Source organism: Paenibacillus tabacirhizosphaerae, from assembly GCF_040812395.1.
Taxonomy (GTDB): Bacteria; Bacillota; Bacilli; order Paenibacillales; family NBRC-103111; genus Paenibacillus_E.
In genome coordinates, this window is record NZ_JBFNXH010000004.1 from 101,900 (window position 1) to 120,104 (window position 18,205).

Genomic DNA, 18,205 nt, shown 5'->3' on the forward strand with positions numbered 1-18,205 from the left:
TTGTTAAAAAAACCTCTTATAACTAAAGAACAAGGCTAGTCAATGTAACTAGCCTTGTCAACAAAAGCAAACTTCATGTTCCAACGATTAAAGCGCTATTCGCATTAAGGTTTTTCTGGAACTTTGATTTCACCGCTGATGATTTTCGTTTTGTACTCATCCACTTTTTTCAAGATATCCGCCGAAACGTTTTTCTTGGAAGTTTCAGGAAGTCCTACACCATCATCTTTCAGTCCAAGCACAACCACTTTACCGCCTTGGAATTTGTTGTCGATGACGTCTTTGGATACACGCACAACCGCTTGGTCAACACGCTTCAGCATGGAAGTCAGGGTTACATCATCACCGAACTCTAAGGATTGATCTTTATCTACGCCAATAACCCATACTTTTTTGCCGGATTTAAGACGATCCTTCGCTTCGTTGAACACACCGTTGCCTGTGGAACCGGATGCGTGGAAAATGATATCCGCGCCATCGTTAAAGATGGTAGCTGCAGCCGCTTTACCAAGGTCAGGCTTGTCGAAAGCGCCGGTGTAGTTGATTTGGACTTTCGCATCTGGATTTACTGCTTTTACCCCTGCAACGAAACCAGCTTCGAAACGTTTGATGACCGGGATGTCGACGCCGCCTACGAAACCGATTTTGTTCGTTTTTGTCGTTAGACCCGCTACTACACCCACGAGGTAGGAACCTTCTTGCTCAGAGAATGTTACGGATTCTACGTTAGGGGCTTCAACAACGTTATCGATAATCGCAAGTTTAGCATTCGGATTTTGTGAAGCTACCGTTTTCAGAGCGTCGCCCATCAAGAAACCGATGCCCCAAGTCAAGCTATAGTTATCTTTCACGAATTGATTCAAGTTAGGCGTGTAATCCGCATCGCTTTTACTTTCAATGTTCTTCACGTTAACTCCTGTTTGTTTCTTGAGCAACGTTAAACCTTCCCATGCGCTTTGGTTAAAGGATTTATCGTTCACGCCACCGATATCGGTAACCATGCCGATTTTGAAATCCTTGCCACTGTTATTGCTAGGCGCTGCGGAAGCTGTTGCCGCTGCAGTAGCAGCTGGCGTCGCAGATGCGCTAGGTTTCGTTTCTTCTTTCTTCGCGCAGCCAGTGAGCGCCATTGCCGTAACCGTTACAGCCATAAGAGCTGTAGAAAGCACTTTCTTCATTTGTATTACCCCCCGATTTATTAAAATTTGACCTTTACCATGGAATCCACCTCGTAGTATGACCACGATAAACGAAATTATGTAAGACCTTGCATGTACAATTGTATCATTTTAATTCATGGGAGAAAAGTAGGTTCCTCCGGAATTCGCATAATTGTTATGTCATACAAGCTAACATAAAGTCATTGTCATTATCAACAATGTGAGTTCCACACGCAATTATTCATTATACTACCAGTGGTCAATAATTCCAAGCCTCGCCTAACCCATTTCCGCCTTCAAAAGTTCCATGAATTCTTTAGGGTGCAGAGGAGGACTGAGGAAGTCTCCCTGTACTTCCGTGCACTGCAAATGCTGCAAATGCTCCAATTGCTCTCGCGTTTCGACGCCTTTTGCAATGAGGCTCAGCTTCAATCGGCGGGCAATTCGAATAACAGCCTCAGCCAACACTTGATTCTCTTCATCTCCGGGGAGATCTTTAATCAACGCTCTATCCAACTTGACGCGATCAATCGGCATTTCGTCTGAGCCCCGTCGCGTAAATAAGCCTATGCATAGGTCATCCATAACGATGCGAACGCCAAGTTCTTTCAATTCAAAAAGCTTCTCGCCTAACTCCTGGACGTTGCGCGAATTCATACTTTCGGTCAAATCGAGCTCCAAGCAGCTCGGATCCAGACCTGTTTCCTTCAATATACTTGTAATTTTATCCATAAAATCATTATCTATAAACGGAATCGACTTCATGCCGACGGTCAAGCGAAGCGAAGGAAAACCCGCATCGTGCCAGCTTCTTAGCTGTCTGCACGCCACGCGCAGCGTCCATAACCCCAGCGGTACAATGAGACCTGTATCTTCCGCTGCTTTTCTCCAGTCCAAATTCGGTATTTTCGTATGCTCGCCCGTATACCATCGAAGAATGACTTCCATCCCGGTTAACTTACGAGTAGACAGCTCGTAGTAAGGCTGATAGTTTAATTCGAAAAGTTCATTTTGCAAGGCAATGCGCAATTCCTTTTCCAAATAAGCCTTGCCGGCAACCATCTCTTCGATTTCGGCAGCATAAAATTGAAACCGATTCTGCCCCCGCTCCTTAGCCGCATACATGGCTTCATCAGCTCGCCGCATGAGCTGGTCAGGCAATTCACCATCTAGCGGATACAGGGCAATACCCATGCTCGCTGTTACTCTAACTTGCGTGTCCTGCAGCAGAAAAGGCTCCTCTAATGCGGCTTGAATGCGCGTCGCAACCACACCCACATCTTCAGGCTTCGCAATCGATTCCAGTAAAATCGTGAATTCGTCGCCGCCTTGGCGGTATACCGTGTCCACTCCCCGCAAGCAATTCAATAACCGCTGGCCGGTATCATGAATGAGGCGGTCGCCACAGGCATGGCCAAGTGTATCGTTAACGTTCTTGAAGCGATCCAGATCTAGGAATATCACGGCTGCGATCTGTCCGCTCCGCTGCGCGTGAAGCAGCGCTTGGTTCAACCGATCCTCGAACAGCCGGCGGTTCGGGAGACCTGTCAGGGCATCATGATAAGCCATATAGGTCATTTCATTGCTTTGCTCCTGGTACTGACGCTTCATCACCAATACATACCGTAATCGGAAGGCAAAAACGAGACATAAGAGAATTTGGACGATTATGCAGGCCAGTACAAGCGGCGTATACGAAAAGGAAGCAGCCACAAGCAGATTCACTGTCAACACACAGATGCCAATCAAACTTATATACACCCAAGCATACATTTTCATATGCTGTACCCATTTGGACGACTGCGTGCTGCTCATGCTTGCTACCCCCAAAAATTCATAATAAAAAGCTATTCCATAATTGGAATAGCCGTAGGTATACCTGTGCAGGAAAATGTGCAACCTCTCGGCAGCTCAGCCGCCTTAGCCGCATAACAGCGTTAGACCTGTAGCTTTGCGTCCTTACCTTTCGATAAGTTTGCCTTTTTACGGAATATGGAAATTAAAGGAACCAGTCTACTATAGCATATTCGCGGTTCGTTTGCTAATAGATTCTTCTCTTTTTAAATGAGTAGATTAAATAGCTTCGGATCTTTATTAATTTCTATGTAGCCGTAATCTTTCTGAGAGAGTCGCTCTATCAAACCGTCGTAGTCATCCTTGTTTTTCAGCTCTATGCCGACTAAGGCAGGAGCATCGTCCCGATTATTTTTCTTCGTATATTCGAATCGCGTAATGTCGTCTGTCGGCCCCAGCACTTCCTCCAGAAATTCACGGAGTGCTCCCGCACGCTGAGGGAAGTTGAGAATGAAATAATGCTTGAGCCCCTCATAGACTAGCGATCTCTCCTTGATCTCCTGCATGCGATCGATATCATTATTGCCGCCGCTGATGATGCAAACCACATGTTTACCGCGAATTTGTTCCCGATATGCATCAAGGGCCGCAACGGGAAGCGCGCCTGCCGGTTCGATAACGATCGCATTGTTGTTATACAGCTCCAATATGGTCGTACACTCTTTGCCGGAAGGAATGACCACGATATCCTCCAGCTTTTCTTTGCAAATGTCAAAGGTAAGCTGCCCCACCTGTTTAACGGCTGCTCCATCGACAAACTTATCAATGGTCGAAAGCTTCATGACTTGTCCCATTCGCAGAGATTCCTGCATGCTGGCCGCGCCCTCAGGCTCAACGCCAATGATTCGCGTTTGCGGCGAAACGCTATCCAGGTAAGTGGCCACCCCTGCGACCAGTCCGCCGCCGCCGATTGTAGCAAAAATGAAATCCGGCGATTCCGGGATTTGATTCATAATCTCAAGGCCGACTGTGCCTTGTCCAGCAATGGTGCGAACATCGTCAAAGGGATGGATGAACGCCATGTTCTCCTTCTCGCAAAAGGCTCTGGCTTGCGCCGAGGAGTCGTCGAAGGTGTCGCCGGTCAATATCACTTCCACAAACGAGCCTCCGAAGAGTTTCACTTGGGCAATTTTTTGTCTGGGCGTCGTGGTTGGCATGAAAATCTTGCCCTGAATGCCGAGTTGCTTGCAGGAGTAGGCGACTCCTTGCGCATGGTTGCCTGCGCTTGCGCAAACAACACCCGCAGCGCGTTCCTCCGGGGATAAGCTTTGAATGACGTTATACGCTCCGCGAATTTTGAAAGAGCGTACGATTTGCATATCTTCACGTTTGAGATAAACGTTGCATTCGTACAAATTGGAAAGCTGCTCATTGCGCTGCAAAGGCGACGGCTCGATCACTCGGCTGAGCACGTGGTTCGCCTTAATGATATCTTCCAAACCTACTTGATTCGGATAACCCATACTCTTGTACACCCTTTCCCTTGTGCATCGGCACTCAAGTTTTAAAGAATATTGTAGCATATTCGGGACATAGAATCGCTAATGGAAAAAAATAAAAACATGCTGCCGAAGCAGCATGCTAATCGTACCTTAGTAGTAGTACCGCGGCTGGTCTTGCAGCTCAGCCCGCTTCTGCAGGAAGCGGAAGAATGCGCTGGCCGCCTGGGCTTTGGACACTTCTTGCTTCGGCTCGAATTTGTCGCCATTCAACGACATGATGTCGAGACCCAAGACGATGGCAGCGACACCGACATTGTTCACATCCGCTTTGTCAGCGAAGTTGCTGTTAAAGATGCCATCAAACTTCGTTAAGTTTTTATAACCAAGCGCCTTCACGATGAGCTGGGCTACATCCTCGCGATCCATTTTGGCATCAGGATTAAAGTCGGCTCCTGGATCGAGAAGTCCGCGATCCACGGCATTTTCCACATAAGCGAAGAATGGCGAGCTGGCCTTCACGTCTTTGAAGGAAGCTGCGCGATCCGCACTGTAATAAATGCCGCCATTGCCGCCATTCATGGCGATCACGAGCATTTTAATTAATTCTCCACGCGTAATCGTCTGATCCGGATTCACCTTGCCATCCTTCACATCGAGCGCCTGATAGTCGAGCATTAATTGAAGCTCGTTACGCGCCCAGTGATTGTCGATATCATCCACTTTCACTTTATCCAGGGAGATGACTTCGCCCGTGTCCGCATTTTTCCATTGGCCGGTTTGCGCATCCAGCAAGAAGGATTGGCGTGTATATTTCGATACGAGCGAGTAGACAAGCTTAGCTTCGAGTTTCTGGTTGTTGGCTTCTGCAAGCTCGCCTCTTGGGATGTCCCCGGCAGCTATCATGACCTTGTATTTCTCCATCGGTATGCCAACGATCGTTTCATTGCCTGCAAGCACATAATTGAGCTTGATGTCATACTGCGTAAACAAAATATCCTTGGCTTTATCGATTTCGAGCACCTCTGGTTTTTGCTTCGGATAAGGCAAGTCGCTCAGTGAGAAATAATAATTGACAATCTTCCCAGTCGTCCGGTCAATATTGACGCTCACATTCTCGTAGCCCGCTTTCACGCCGTCAATCACGCGCTGGAATCGGATATCCCAGTTACGCAACCGCTTCAGCTGCTCATCCGAGTAATCCTTGGCCGCCGGCATATCCAGCACCAATTGATCCGTGTAAGCAGGCAGGTGCTTTTTCACAAAAGTAATTGCCGCCAACTTCGCATCGTCCATGGAAACCTTGGCCTCTACATCCTTATCCGTGTCCGAATTGTAAGGAATGAAGCTGTTGAAGTTTATAATTTCACCTGTTTTACTGTTTACGTTAGCCCAGGTGCTGCCGCTGGCTATTTTCCCTTTCGGATCTTTCTCCGAAGGCTCGGTCCAGTTGAGACTCCAGTTGGACTCGACCTTCCCAGTTTCTATATTGGTCGACTCATTGTAGGTAGCTTCCTGCAGCTTCAAATCGGAGGATAGATGAAAGGCGTCAACTACCTTCTGAGCCGCTTGTTCCTTCGTCAAATTCAAGTTATCCGCCGGTTTGTCCGATAACGGTTTATCCGTCAAAGGCTTCTCCCCCCCTGCTGATGGGGCTGAGCCTTTACCCGGGTTCCAAAGCTCGCCGCTCACCGCATTTAAAGAAAACGCATTAAAATTATAAGAAATAATCGGCGTCTTCTTGACTTTCGATGCCTGCGGGATTTGGTAAAGTAACGATAGGTCGGCCTTCTCACGGAACAAATCCGCAGCCTTTTCCTTGGATATCGGCGATACGCCCTGTTCGAAAGTTACATCGCTGTCCCAATTGTAGCTGTACCCGGTCACTTGCCCCTCACCATTCACGCTTACATTCATCCCATTTTGGAAAAAAGGGATGCCGTCGACCGCCCGGTCGAAGCGAATGTTGTATTGGTAATTACCGTCCAGCGGGGTACGGAATGAGTTTTCATCGGAATCGTTATAAAGCAATTCCTTCTGCTTCTCGGGATTGACTTTGGCGATCCAGGCAGAAGCCAGTTCTTTCGCGCCTTTGTAGTCTACTTTCGGCGGATAGCTTGGCTTGTGATCCGGATCGTTGCCGTTCAAGGAATAGGAGGTTAACGAACCGTCTGTCCCATTAATGGAGATATTCAGATATCCATAGTTCTGATCCTTCACTTTTTTAATGTAATTCAGGTTCCACGTCGGATAATTGCGGCCATAGCTTGCATACTGCGAGTTGAGACTGACTGATTGCAAGCTATAGTCTGCCGGTATGGTCACATAAGATTTCGCTAACTCCATAGCGCGTTCTTTCGTAATGTTTGTTTCCAGCTGTTTACCATCCCCTTGGGCAGGGTCAACCGGCAGCTTAACAGCTTTACTTGATAGGACGGCTTCCTCCGCCCACGCTTGAGGAACAACGCCGAGGAGCAGCGCTGAGGCTACTGCCAGCGTCCCTACTTGTTTAAGCATTTTCAATACCATCTTCCTCCTTGGCGTTATATGCATTTGCTTTGCTACGCTCTAAACGTCAGAGGTTGGAAAAAAGTTGCTCCCCTCTAGAAATTTTCTACACTTCCTTGACTCTAAAATAGCTCCAGCCGATCTGCGTCACCCTAAAAGCAAGGCACATCCATCAATTTTCAATCTCTTGGATAGCTCTGCACAAAAAATAAAAGGCAACCTAAACCTCCATTTCAGTTTAGACCGCCTTTTATTTTGTTCATAGAGCTTGGCTCCTTCTTCACTTATCTAGGAGGCACTTGCGCTTTCCATGCTGACAGCGGGCTTCACAAGCGCTTTACGTTCCCACGCGCGGCTCCTCCATCGGAGAAGCATCAGCAAGCCTCTGAGCCATTCGTCAACCGCGAAGGCTACCCATACGCCAAACAGCCCCAGTTCCAACCGTAGTCCGAGATAGTAGGCTAGCGGCACCGCAACCCCCCACATGGAGAGCACGCCCATGATGACAGGGAATCTCGCATCTCCCGCAGCGCGAAGTGAATTAATGACGACCAGATTGAAGGTTCGACCAGGCTCAAGTACTAACGAAAGCAGCAGGATGCCTGAGCCGATTGCAATCACTTCCGGGTTACTCGTGAATAGCCCTAACAAGTTATTACGGAAAATGGAAGCGACGCCTACGACCGCGAAGGTCACAAGAAAACTAATCCGAAGACTTCGAATTAACTGATGGTACGCTTTTTTCATTTCGCCGGCACCCACCATGTGGCCAATCATAATTTCCGTTCCCATTCCGATTGCCATAGCCAGCGCCATGAAATAATTCGAGACATTCATCACATACACATGCGTGCTCAATGCCGTCTGGCCAATGATATTAATGAAACTGACGATCATCATATGCTGCGACTGCCAGGACAGATGTTCCCCCGCAGCGGGCAGTCCGATGCTCAGTATTTGCTTCAAATTGCGGCTATCGAATCGCACATAGTCTTTGAGGCGAATCGGTACTGGAATACGGCGATACAAGATGATGATTAAAACAATTAGTCCAAGCAGACGGCTTACAACCGTGGACACCGCAGCGCCTGTTACCCCCCACTCCGGAAAGCCGAAGTGCCCGAAAATCAGCAGGTAATTGCCTACTACATGAACCAGATTCACGCCCAGTGTAACAAACATAACATCCCTGGTTTGACCGTTTGAACGAAGAACGGATGAGACCGCATACGATAACGCCTCGATCCAAATAAACGAGCCAATGATGCTCAGATACTTTTTGGCAATCTGGACCTGATCCGGCGCCAAATTCATAAGACGCATTAAGGACTCTCCGAAGACGACCAATACAATGCTGATGATAATGCCGAACAATAAATTAATTGTAATCGCAAGCGCCGAGATGCGACTGGCTTCTCCGGCCTTCCCAGCGCCAAGATTTTGAGCCACAGCAACGCTCGTGCCAATGCCTACGAAACCAAACATCAGGATACAGAACACGATGATTTCATTCGCTAAACCGACAGCACCTGTCGTTTGATCCGAGATGCGGCTGAGCATAAAAACATCGGCCGACCCTAACATCATTCTTAGAACGGAATCGACGAAAATCGGCCAAGTGACCGCGAACAGACTAAGCTTTTTCCATGTTGGTACTGATTCTAATGCCTCAACAGCTTTCAATGGTTCTGCTCCTCGTATTCAAATGCTACTAGTTTAGGTTTCCATATATTCGGATTACGGACTTGTCCGGGAACGTTCTTTGTCTTTGCTTAAGGTATGCATCAAGTCCTGCATTTCCCCTTGCGTCAAGTCCCGCCACTTGCCAAGCTTCAAATTTCCCAGATGAATGTGCATGATCCGTACGCGCTGCAAGCGAACAACCCGATAACCGAATGCCTCGCACATCCGGCGAATTTGACGATTGAGCCCTTGTGTGAGGATAATGCGGAACACGCGATCTCCCACTTGGTTCACTTCGCACGGCTTGGTCGTCGTGCCCAATATTTTGACCCCGCTCGCCATGCCTTGCAAAAACATCGGAGTCACAGGGCGATTCACCGTAACGATGTATTCTTTATCGTGGTTATTTTCCGCACGCAGAATTTGATTGACAATATCGCCGTTATTGGTCAGAAGAATGAGTCCCTCTGAATCTTTATCAAGCCGCCCGATTGGGAAAATCCGCTCCGCATGCCCGATAAAATCCACAATATTTCCCTTAACATATGTTTCGGTCGTACTTGTAATGCCCACCGGCTTATTAAGCGCAATATAGACATGCTCTTTCTTCGCGCCAATCGGTCTGCCGTCGATACGCACTTCATCGCCAGGATCCACAACACTGCCCAGTCCCGCGACTTCGCCATTAATGGTAACCCGCTTCGCCTCGACCCACTTGTCCGCTTCCCGTCTGGAGCACACGCCGGTCTCGCTAATAAACTTATTAATTCTCATGACTGGGAAATTCCCTTCTATGCCGAAATGATGCCGCTGCTTATTTATAGCACTATTATGCTGGATTCGCACGTCCGGTTCAAGTCGTATAGGGAAACTAATGCGGTTTTCAGAAAAATTTGAGACAGCTTCATCAGACTGTTCATCCAATCTCTTTCTCTAAATCTAGCATTTACTGTTAGTAGAAAAGGAGGGATTAAGAATGATTCGTAAACCACTTCGAATTAAAAAAGTTCGGCCTAAAGCAAAACCCACTTACAAAAGAGCGAAAGCAGGTCCGAAAGGCGCGAGCGCCACACAAAACCTGGGCGGAGGTTTTACTCGCTTCGTCTTCTTCAGAACCATTACACCCAACACCTTCTTCACATTCACTTTCAATGGCGGCGCATTGAAGCCTATAAGCGGAGGCTGGTTCATTTCCAGCCAAAATTCCTTACCTGCTTATGCAACGAGCAACTACTCCCAAAACGATACGACTTGGATCACTACTGTGTTTAATCCTACTGCCGTTACTAGACAAATTGCCTTTACGTACATCGCAAAAACCTAGTTATCGAGAGTACCCAAACAGCCTCATCGCCTATAGCGAGGGGCTGTTTTATTTCGGGGAGCACTCTCAGGTATAATGAAGCCATACTATAGCTCCAACAGGAGGACAAACATGCGCATTCTTTTACTAGGAGCCACCGGTAGAGTGGGCCGGACTCTCCTTAATCAAACACTGCTGGAAGGACATGAAGTCCGGGCGCTCCTTCGCCATCCAGATAAGCTTGCCGGCGTAAGCGCAGAAGGGTTAACTCTTTGCCATGGAGATGCTTGCCGCGAAGAAGATATCCAGCATGCTATCCGCGATGCGCAGCTGGTCATTAGCTGTCTCGGCACAGACGGGGGCACCGTCTTGACGGAAAGCCTCCCGCTTGTCATCAAGGCTATGGCGGCGCGAGGGATCAAGCGTATCGTGACCGTCGGAACCGCCGGCATTTTAGAAAGCCGCGAGCACCCGGGGCTGCTTCGCTACGAAGCCCCTAACACCAGGCGTTCCTCGACGCGCGCAGCGGAAGAACACCGGAAGGCGTGGGAGCTCCTCGCCGCCTCGAGCCTCGATTGGACAGTCATCTGTCCAACCTATCTGCCTGACGGCCCTCCGCTAGGCACCTACCGCGCTGAGCGGGATTGCTTGCCAGAGGGCGGCACGTCCATCTCTGTAGGCGACACTGCTGCGTTTACTTACAACGAGGCGCTAAGCAGCGCATACATCAGATGCCGTGTGGGAATTGCCTACTAACGCAAAAACACCTCATTAATCGCAGCATTTACGATTAATGGGGTGTTTTACCTGTATGGCTACATTTCTATTGTATGGCTATTTCGATTTGATTCGAATGATAACTTGTCACACCTTGAAAGGATTGTGTTATATAATAGCTGCCCACTGCAAGAGATTGTATCGCTATGCTTACAGTGCCCTCTTGCCCTGCTGTAGTAGTAGCAGCGTCTACAAGATCATTCGTTACAGCATCATACAGTTTCACTTCAGCGCCAGGAATAAGTCCTGCAGCTGACAGATTTCCATTGGTTAAGGTTAAAACGGGTGTAAATATAACGGTGACCGGAATGCCTTTGGTCAGTCCGCCGTACACAGCATTGATCACGGTCGAACCCGAAGCAAGGGCTGTTATTACGCCGTCTTGACCTACCGTAGCAATACTAACATGATCTGACGAGTAGCTTGTACCTGTGTCATAGGTTACATCGGTTACGGCTCCAGTAAGAGCCGTTGCAATAATCCGCACGCCTATCGGTGTTGTATCATAGAAAACAATTGGACCAGCAGGCGTGTAAGTAAGAGATGCCGCCGTAGGCACAGTTCTTATAGCAACTGTATACGTTTTTTTCCAAAGGCCATCCAAGCTGGATACAATGACTTTATCCCCATTCATCACAAAACCGCTACGAACCGTTATGCCATTTGATTCATAAACCTCTAGTGTCGCGCCTCGAGATGGCGTTAGTCCTGCCTTGAAGCTCACAACTGGCGTATTTGCTTCTACCCAGTTAATTTCATTCACATTTTGATCGACGCCATAAACACTGGACGTTACCGATACGTTAGAAATCGTACTTGCAAGACTTCCCTGCGCATCGCTTGCACTCGTATAGAACTGATTAACATCGATGAATTGGCTAATAGCTCCATTCAAAACATTCATTTCAAATACTGTCCAGTAAAGCTCTGCGCCTGTACCCGTAGAAGGAATATCGTAGGCTTTTGCAGGTATTGTCGTAGAACCGACGTATACCTCAATATGGGCTCCTGAAGTTCTCATGTTAGGATTGCCGGAGTAATTATGCACATAGAAGCGGTACGTGCCATCGACGGTCTTACGAATCGTCGTCGTTTCAGGACCGTAAGAAGTAACGTCATCATGATCTAAATCATCGTAAACGACATTTGTCACTTCGTATTTACGGTTTGAATACCAAGTATGGAAGACGCCGCCATCCGGTGTCGGACCTACCAGATGCGAGTCCAGATCAAATGGCCGTTCGCCCCAGGTCAGGACAACACGTATTTCATTGGCAGCCGCTACGCGAATAGCCGTTTCATTTTCATTGGTGTTATGGACATTATCTGCGGAAACACCCACTAGATAAGTAGTGATGAACCCAACCTTCTTAAGTTCGCCATAATAAATTCCGGGTGCTACGATGACCGAATACCGACCATCGGCATTGGTTACAGCTGTCGCAACCACTTCTCCATCTGTATTGCCCAGACCCCTGCGGAAAAGTATCGTCATCTCACTAACCGGTTGGTTATTGACATCAACAATTCTTCCTTCAAAGCCGTAAACGCGTCCTGGAACCGTGGAGCCACCTCCACTAGAAGAGCCCCCGCCTGAAGAGCCGCCGGATGAGCTGCCTACCGATACGCCATCTCCAGTCGTGATGTGCGTAGGGGAATGTTCAAAAGTGGAACCATTCGTATTCACCGTAGCACGTTCAACCGTTCCGCTGCCGGTAATCGTTGTTGCTGCATCCAAAATCAATTGTGCAATGGAAGCTCCCGCCCCAACCTGGATAGTCGAGTTAGCTGCACCTTGCGCAACCGTCAGCTGTTGGATCGCACCTTCATTTAAGTTAACTCGAATGCTTGTAGCTTGTACGCTTAACGTATTGAATTGTCCCGCCAAAGAGATTTCAGCATTCGTTGGAAGCAGGCTGGACAACACAACATCCGCAATCGTTCCAGTTCCCCTCGCTTCCAACAAAGCACTGGATTGCACGGTGATTTGCTTCACACTCGTAGACCCTTCGGCTACGATACGAATGCTGCCGTCGGCTTTATTCACAATAACTGTAAGCAACACAGAATCTTCGAAATGAACCGAGTGAGAACCGCCGCCATTCACAGTCGTGGATCCTTTTACAGTTACATTTTTCAAAGTGACATCCCCTTCGCCAATCGACTCAGCTAAAAGAAGATCCCCTTCTACGACTGTATTCCTCAAGGTTACTCCTTGAGCGCTGATGACTACATTGCCTTGGATCGTAGTTGTACCTGTTTCAGGACCGTAAGTCCCCTTCTGATCAAAGGTTGTAGTAGCTGCCTTACTGGAAATAGCTTTATCCAGCATGACAATGATCTCTGCGCGAGTCATTGCGTTATTGGACTTGAATGTCCCATCTTCATATCCGGACAGGAACCCTTTTGCGGCTAGCGCGCCGATGGAGCCTATACTCCAGTTTGCGAATTGCGCCGCATCTTTAAAGGAGCTTGCGTGCGCAGTATCCTCTTGCAGCTTCAACACGCTGCGCAGTACAACGGCTGCTTCCTCGCGAGTGATTTGCTGATCAGGGTGAATCGTTCCGTCCGGGTAGCCGGACGCATAACCTGCCGCTTTCGCACGGGCAACTTCTGAAGATGCCCAGTGGGAAGCACTAAGGTCGGTGAACGAGACGGAAGCTGCTTGGGTAAAGTTGAAAGAGCGATTAACTAATGTAAAAAATTCCGCTCTGCTAATGCTGTGATCAGGTTGGTAAACCCCATCCGAATAACCTTTTAAAAGACCCTTATCAATCCATTTTTTCATTTCTTTCTCTGCCCAATGACGGTTAATGTCAGTTGGTGTCGAACTATTGCTCGAAGCTCCGAGCGCAAAGCTCGGTAAAGCAATAAAGACGCATAACATAAGGATGATTGCCTTGGAAATAAACTTCATTGGTTTCAATTTATCGTCTCCCTCGCTGTATAGTACAGGGATACTTTACCATCGTTGCTTATATACGACAATATTTTCAAACAATTATAGTTCTAAACGACTATAATTAATTCAATGAATGTAGGTCTTTTTAATCACAACATTATAAAAACCTCGCCTACGGCCAGGTCGTTGTTTAAACCCATACGTCCAGGCATGGGCGGGGAATTGGGTATGCAATGGTGTCAGAAAATATTCCATAAAATGGTTGATACGTATTGTATCATGTGATACGATACGGATATTACCAGTATAGAGGACGGTTAGACTGATGGAAACAAAAAGAGTCGATATGAATATTCCAATTGCCTTGCTCGCACTAATTGACGATTATCAAGAAAAGGAATTTTTGTCCAATCGCACAGTAGCAATACTAGAATTAGTACGAAAAGGATTACAAAATGATTTAAAATTAATCACCACTAGAACCACATCGGATAATTCACAAATAATAAAATAAAACCTTTGGAGGGAATCATCATGTTACACATTGTAAATTATTTTTACCTTGAGTCAGAGGACAAGATGAGCGAGTATGGAAATATGAAAGAAATAAACTATCAAAAGAAAAACGAGTATTATTTTCGCTGCATAGTGAATTTCTTTAAAAGTAGCATTTATTTCAATCCATCTGCAAAACATTATTTCATTTGCAATAAGAATGAACATCTAAATTTTATTCGTGGATTTGATTTTTTGAAATTTTGTAATGACAACAACATTGAAATAATAAAACAAAATACCCATTACACAAAACCAACAAAAAAATGGGCAGGTTCTATGTACTTTTTTGATGCTTTATCTCACTTTGAAAATGCAGACTCTTCAAATAGATTTGACAATGACCTTTTCTTATTTTTTGATAATGACGTAATTATCAACGCATCTCTTGAAGAATACTTTGAAACTCATAAAGACTCTGATTGGTTCGCTTACGACATTTCAGAAGAAATGAAAAAAAAGTCCTCGTTTCATGGAGTTAATTTAATGAAAATGGATAAAAAATTTACAACAATTGGTGGAGAGGCAGTAGGTTTTCGAGGTCGCTTCATCAAACCATTTTTAGCAGAGTTCAATAACATTTACGGAAAAGTTGAAGAATTTTATACAGAAGAACACTATCTATCACAAATTCTATCTGTAAATTTTAATAACACTTACAAGGGTAGCTATATTAATGATACATGCAAGCGAGTCTGGACAAATATGTTCGGTAAAGGTAACATACAAGAAAATGACAAAAACTTTAAAATTTTACACTTCCCCTCTGAAAAAGAATATGGCCTGTACTGGGCAAACAAATATTTTAATAATCGCGAGTATGACCCAAAAGCTACTTTGAGGTTTGTAGGAATTCTTCAAAAACCAACTCACATTATAATGAAATTTTATTTGAAAAAGGCAAGAAATAAATGGGAACAGATTAGATCCTAATCGTTAGCCAACGTGTGACGAATTCGGGTAATGTAAACTACTGCACGAATAGCAGTGTCATTGCAGCCTTAAGCTGTTACGTTTTCAACTCTCAAGTAACCTGCATTGCCTTGGGTTGCATGTGAAGCATACACATTTGACGGTAAGCCAATATAATCAATTGGTTCGACTGTAGTCCCTTTAATATGAACATCATTGTGGTTGACCTTCGTCTGCAATGGCAATCACAATTTTATCTTTGGATACGTCTAAACCTACATACTTTACGGCAATACTCATAGTAAACCGACTCCTTTTGTGTTTAGCTCTGATTTTGAAAGATTGGGTTGTTGTCTCGATAACATCATCCATTCTTCACAAAATTAACCTACGTTACGCAAAGTGGCAGTCGGTTTTGTTCATTTTAACTATTTCATTAAAACCGCCAGTTTTTAACCGGATTCGCGGAAATACGATGCCTTTTAAAGCATAGAGAACTGTAGTTCCGCTTAATGACCATTGCAGCCGAAAAGACTAGCCATATACGCATCGTAGTTCCGTTCGTCCTCACGACGTAAATACAAAAAGCCTCTCGCGAGGCTTTCATTTTGGCAACTATTCACAGCGTCCTTAATACGTGCCTCTGCTGCTATTGCCTGTGATTGTGCGGATGTTCATCCATGAAATAACAATTCCGGCAGCCCGGAACAGGTAGCCGACCACCGGAATGTAACTTAAAAACGAAAATACGACATTGATGATCGTCATATTCGTCGTACCGTTGCGGGCAAGCAGTGCAAGCACCAAGCTCACAAACACGAGCGGGATCACCCAGGTACTCGACCACACATATACGAAAGGAATAAGGCCTAGCAAATAACCGATGCCGATGCCGATTTCGGACAGCACTTGCAGCAAGTTTAGGATGCGAATCGTATCTGATCGCATGAAGCTCTCCTCCATTTCGGATAAAGGAATGCCAATCGCTTTCATTGTAGCATACCCGCTGCGAACAATCGTTAGCCCTATTAACGAGCTTCGTCCCTGAAACGCCGCCTGAAGATCCTATTCCGCTACAGTGGCGGCACTTTCCCGATGTCCCTGCTGCTGCAGCTGGTACATCTGGTAGTAGCGCCCGCTGAGCTGCATTAGCTCATCGTGATTGCCCTGCTCGACGATCTCGCCATGGTCGAGCACCAGAATCTGGTCGGCGTTCTTAATCGTCGACAGGCGGTGGGCAATGATGAAGGTGGTCCTCCCCTTCTTCAACACATCAAGCGCGGCCTGAATAACGGCCTCGGTTTCCGTATCGATGCTGGCTGTCGCCTCATCGAGGATCAGAATCGCCGGGTCAAACGCCAGTGCCCGGGCGAAAGAAACCAGCTGTCTCTGCCCGGCGGACAGCGTGCTGCCCTTCTCAATCACAGGCTCGTCGATGCCCTGCGGCAAGCTCCCGAACATCTCCGCGGCGCCCACGTCGCGGAGTGCCTGCTCCACCCGTTCCCGGGTAATGGACGAATCGTCCAAGCTAACGTTGGACGCGATCGTCCCTGTGAACAGGAACGGGTCTTGCAGTACGATGCCCATGTGCTGGCGCAGCAGCTGCTTGGGCATGTCGCGCACATCACGGCCGTCTACCGTGATCAAGCCTTCCTGCACATCATAGAAGCGGAACAGCAGATTCAGTATCGAGCTTTTGCCCGAACCGGTATGCCCAACCAGCGCCACCGTCTGTCCTTGCCTCGCCTCAAAAGAAATATCCTTCAGCACGTATTCCCCTTCTTTATAGGCAAAACGCACGCGCTCGAACTTAACGTTGCCTAAATAACGGTCGGCCTTCCCTTCAGCTACATCAGTGCCCTGCTCATCAAGCAATTCGAACACGCGATCCGCCGACACAATCGCCCGCTCCAGATTCGGCAGCTGATTCACGATACCGACCATCGGATGGAACATCCGGTTCAAATAATCGACGAAAGCATACAGGACGCCTACGCTTATTAATGTATTCATCGAGCTTCCGCCCACATACCAGATCAGTCCGAAGAAAAACAGATTCCGGATCACATTCATCAAATTATGCGAGGTGAACGAATTCAGGCTGAGCAACTTGTTCTGATACCGCGTATATTCATCGTTCAATTGATCGAATTCCTCGATCGATTCCTTTTGCCGGCGAAACGCTTGAATGATCGTCATCCCTTGAATCGACTCATTAATCATGCCGTTGATGGAGCTGAGGCGCTCTCGAATTTCATGATTATAGCGGGATGCGAATTTGCGGTACACGATAATCCACACATAGAGGATCGGGATAATCGGCAGCGTAATGAGCGCCAACCGGTAATCGAGCACGAACAAAGCGGCAATAATGCCGACGATATAGATCGTGCCTGTAAAAAAGTTCGCCAACACCTGAACATATAGATCCCGTACGGCCTCGGTGTCATTCGTGATGCGGGAGACGACTTTGCCGGCAGGCTGATTGTCAAAATAGTTAATCGGCAGCCTCTGGATTTGGGCGAACACATCGGTCCGCATGCGTTGAATAATGCGGTTTGCCACCGCCTGAAGCAAATACCGCTGCCCGTAAGTAAATCCGGCCCCCACAACAATCAGCGCCAAATAAATCGCTGCCAACCTCATCAAGCCAGTAAACTCCGGCTCATAAAAGGTGTAAAGCTCCTGCAGGCTTAGCTTCGTCGCCGGATACACCGCCTGTTTGCCGTCTTGCGTGATCGTGAGCTTCCCGTCTGACAGCTTTCTCACGCCGTCAAAGTCTATCGGCTGTTCGACAAAAGCGAATTGGCTGCCCGCCTGCAAAATGCGAACCTCTTTCCCCTTCGCTTCGCCTTCCGCGAAATGATCGCTTCTCTTGTACCATATGCCGTTATGCGGAACGGCTTTGTCGGTTTGCTTCACGGTCGCCAGCGCGTACCACGGCTTTTCAATGCCCAGAATGTGACGGTCGATCATTTGCTTCGCAATGAAAGGTCCCGCCAGCTCGGCTGCTACCGCTACGGCCAGAAATAGCAGCGCGATCAACAGTGGTTTTTTGAACAAAGTCGCATATTGGAATAATCGCTTGCCTGTATGTCTCATAAGAGGGCTT

At 47.2% G+C, this 18,205-nt stretch carries 13 protein-coding genes and 1 riboswitch; of the genes, 4 read left to right on the top strand and 9 right to left on the bottom strand.

Annotated features, from left to right (window positions below; genetic code table 11):
• Positions 1–104: 104 nt before the first annotated feature.
• The 6 genes from ABRS97_RS08995 to rluF form a co-directional block, all read right to left on the bottom strand.
• Complete coding sequence (locus tag ABRS97_RS08995; protein WP_367813058.1) at positions 105–1,178, bottom strand: BMP family lipoprotein; 1,074 nt, start codon at positions 1,176–1,178, stop codon at positions 105–107.
• A gap of 261 nt (positions 1,179–1,439) precedes the next feature.
• Complete coding sequence (locus tag ABRS97_RS09000; protein ID WP_367813060.1) at positions 1,440–2,975, bottom strand: putative bifunctional diguanylate cyclase/phosphodiesterase; 1,536 nt, start codon at positions 2,973–2,975, stop codon at positions 1,440–1,442.
• A gap of 87 nt (positions 2,976–3,062) precedes the next feature.
• A riboswitch (cyclic di-GMP riboswitch) is annotated at positions 3,063–3,150 on the bottom strand.
• Between the two features lie 70 nt (positions 3,151–3,220).
• The gene (gene ilvA / locus ABRS97_RS09005; protein WP_367813061.1) at positions 3,221–4,477 is read right to left on the bottom strand and encodes a threonine ammonia-lyase IlvA; all 1,257 of its coding nucleotides are present in this window, start codon (positions 4,475–4,477) and stop codon (positions 3,221–3,223) included.
• A 129-nt stretch (positions 4,478–4,606) separates the two neighbouring features.
• On the bottom strand, positions 4,607–6,970 hold the full coding sequence (locus ABRS97_RS09010; RefSeq protein WP_367813612.1) for an S-layer homology domain-containing protein: 2,364 nt from the start codon (positions 6,968–6,970) through the stop codon (positions 4,607–4,609).
• A gap of 279 nt (positions 6,971–7,249) precedes the next feature.
• Positions 7,250–8,644, bottom strand: a complete 1,395-nt coding sequence (locus ABRS97_RS09015) for an MATE family efflux transporter (RefSeq protein ID WP_367813063.1) — start codon at positions 8,642–8,644, stop codon at positions 7,250–7,252.
• Between the two features lie 54 nt (positions 8,645–8,698).
• Entirely contained in the window at positions 8,699–9,418 is a 720-nt protein-coding gene (gene rluF, locus ABRS97_RS09020) for a 23S rRNA pseudouridine(2604) synthase RluF (protein ID WP_367813065.1), read from the bottom strand.
• 202 nt (positions 9,419–9,620) lie between these two features.
• Between rluF and ABRS97_RS09025 the strand changes: the two genes are divergently transcribed.
• Both ABRS97_RS09025 and ABRS97_RS09030 read left to right on the top strand, forming a co-directional pair.
• A complete protein-coding gene (locus tag ABRS97_RS09025; RefSeq protein WP_367813067.1) occupies positions 9,621–9,968 on the top strand; it encodes a hypothetical protein in 348 nt (115 codons plus the stop codon).
• A 111-nt stretch (positions 9,969–10,079) separates the two neighbouring features.
• Complete coding sequence (locus tag ABRS97_RS09030; RefSeq protein WP_367813068.1) at positions 10,080–10,703, top strand: NAD(P)-dependent oxidoreductase; 624 nt, start codon at positions 10,080–10,082, stop codon at positions 10,701–10,703.
• A gap of 67 nt (positions 10,704–10,770) precedes the next feature.
• Here the strand turns inward: ABRS97_RS09030 and ABRS97_RS09035 are convergent, their stop codons facing one another.
• Positions 10,771–13,641 (bottom strand): S-layer homology domain-containing protein, encoded by a 2,871-nt coding sequence (locus ABRS97_RS09035; RefSeq protein ID WP_367813614.1) that lies wholly within the window; start codon positions 13,639–13,641, stop codon positions 10,771–10,773.
• 310 nt (positions 13,642–13,951) lie between these two features.
• On the opposite strand from ABRS97_RS09035, the gene ABRS97_RS09040 reads away from it, so the two are divergent.
• Together ABRS97_RS09040 and ABRS97_RS09045 are read left to right on the top strand one after the other, a co-directional pair.
• Entirely contained in the window at positions 13,952–14,140 is a 189-nt protein-coding gene (locus ABRS97_RS09040) for a hypothetical protein (RefSeq protein WP_367813069.1), read from the top strand.
• A 20-nt stretch (positions 14,141–14,160) separates the two neighbouring features.
• A complete protein-coding gene (locus ABRS97_RS09045; protein WP_367813071.1) occupies positions 14,161–15,114 on the top strand; it encodes a hypothetical protein in 954 nt (317 codons plus the stop codon).
• 609 nt (positions 15,115–15,723) lie between these two features.
• On the opposite strand, the gene ABRS97_RS09050 is transcribed toward ABRS97_RS09045, so the two are convergent.
• Positions 15,724–16,041, bottom strand: a complete 318-nt coding sequence (locus ABRS97_RS09050; RefSeq protein ID WP_367813072.1) for a hypothetical protein — start codon at positions 16,039–16,041, stop codon at positions 15,724–15,726.
• A gap of 117 nt (positions 16,042–16,158) precedes the next feature.
• Positions 16,159–18,195 (bottom strand): ABC transporter ATP-binding protein, encoded by a 2,037-nt coding sequence (locus ABRS97_RS09055; protein ID WP_367813073.1) that lies wholly within the window; start codon positions 18,193–18,195, stop codon positions 16,159–16,161.
• Positions 18,196–18,205 lie beyond the last annotated feature (10 nt).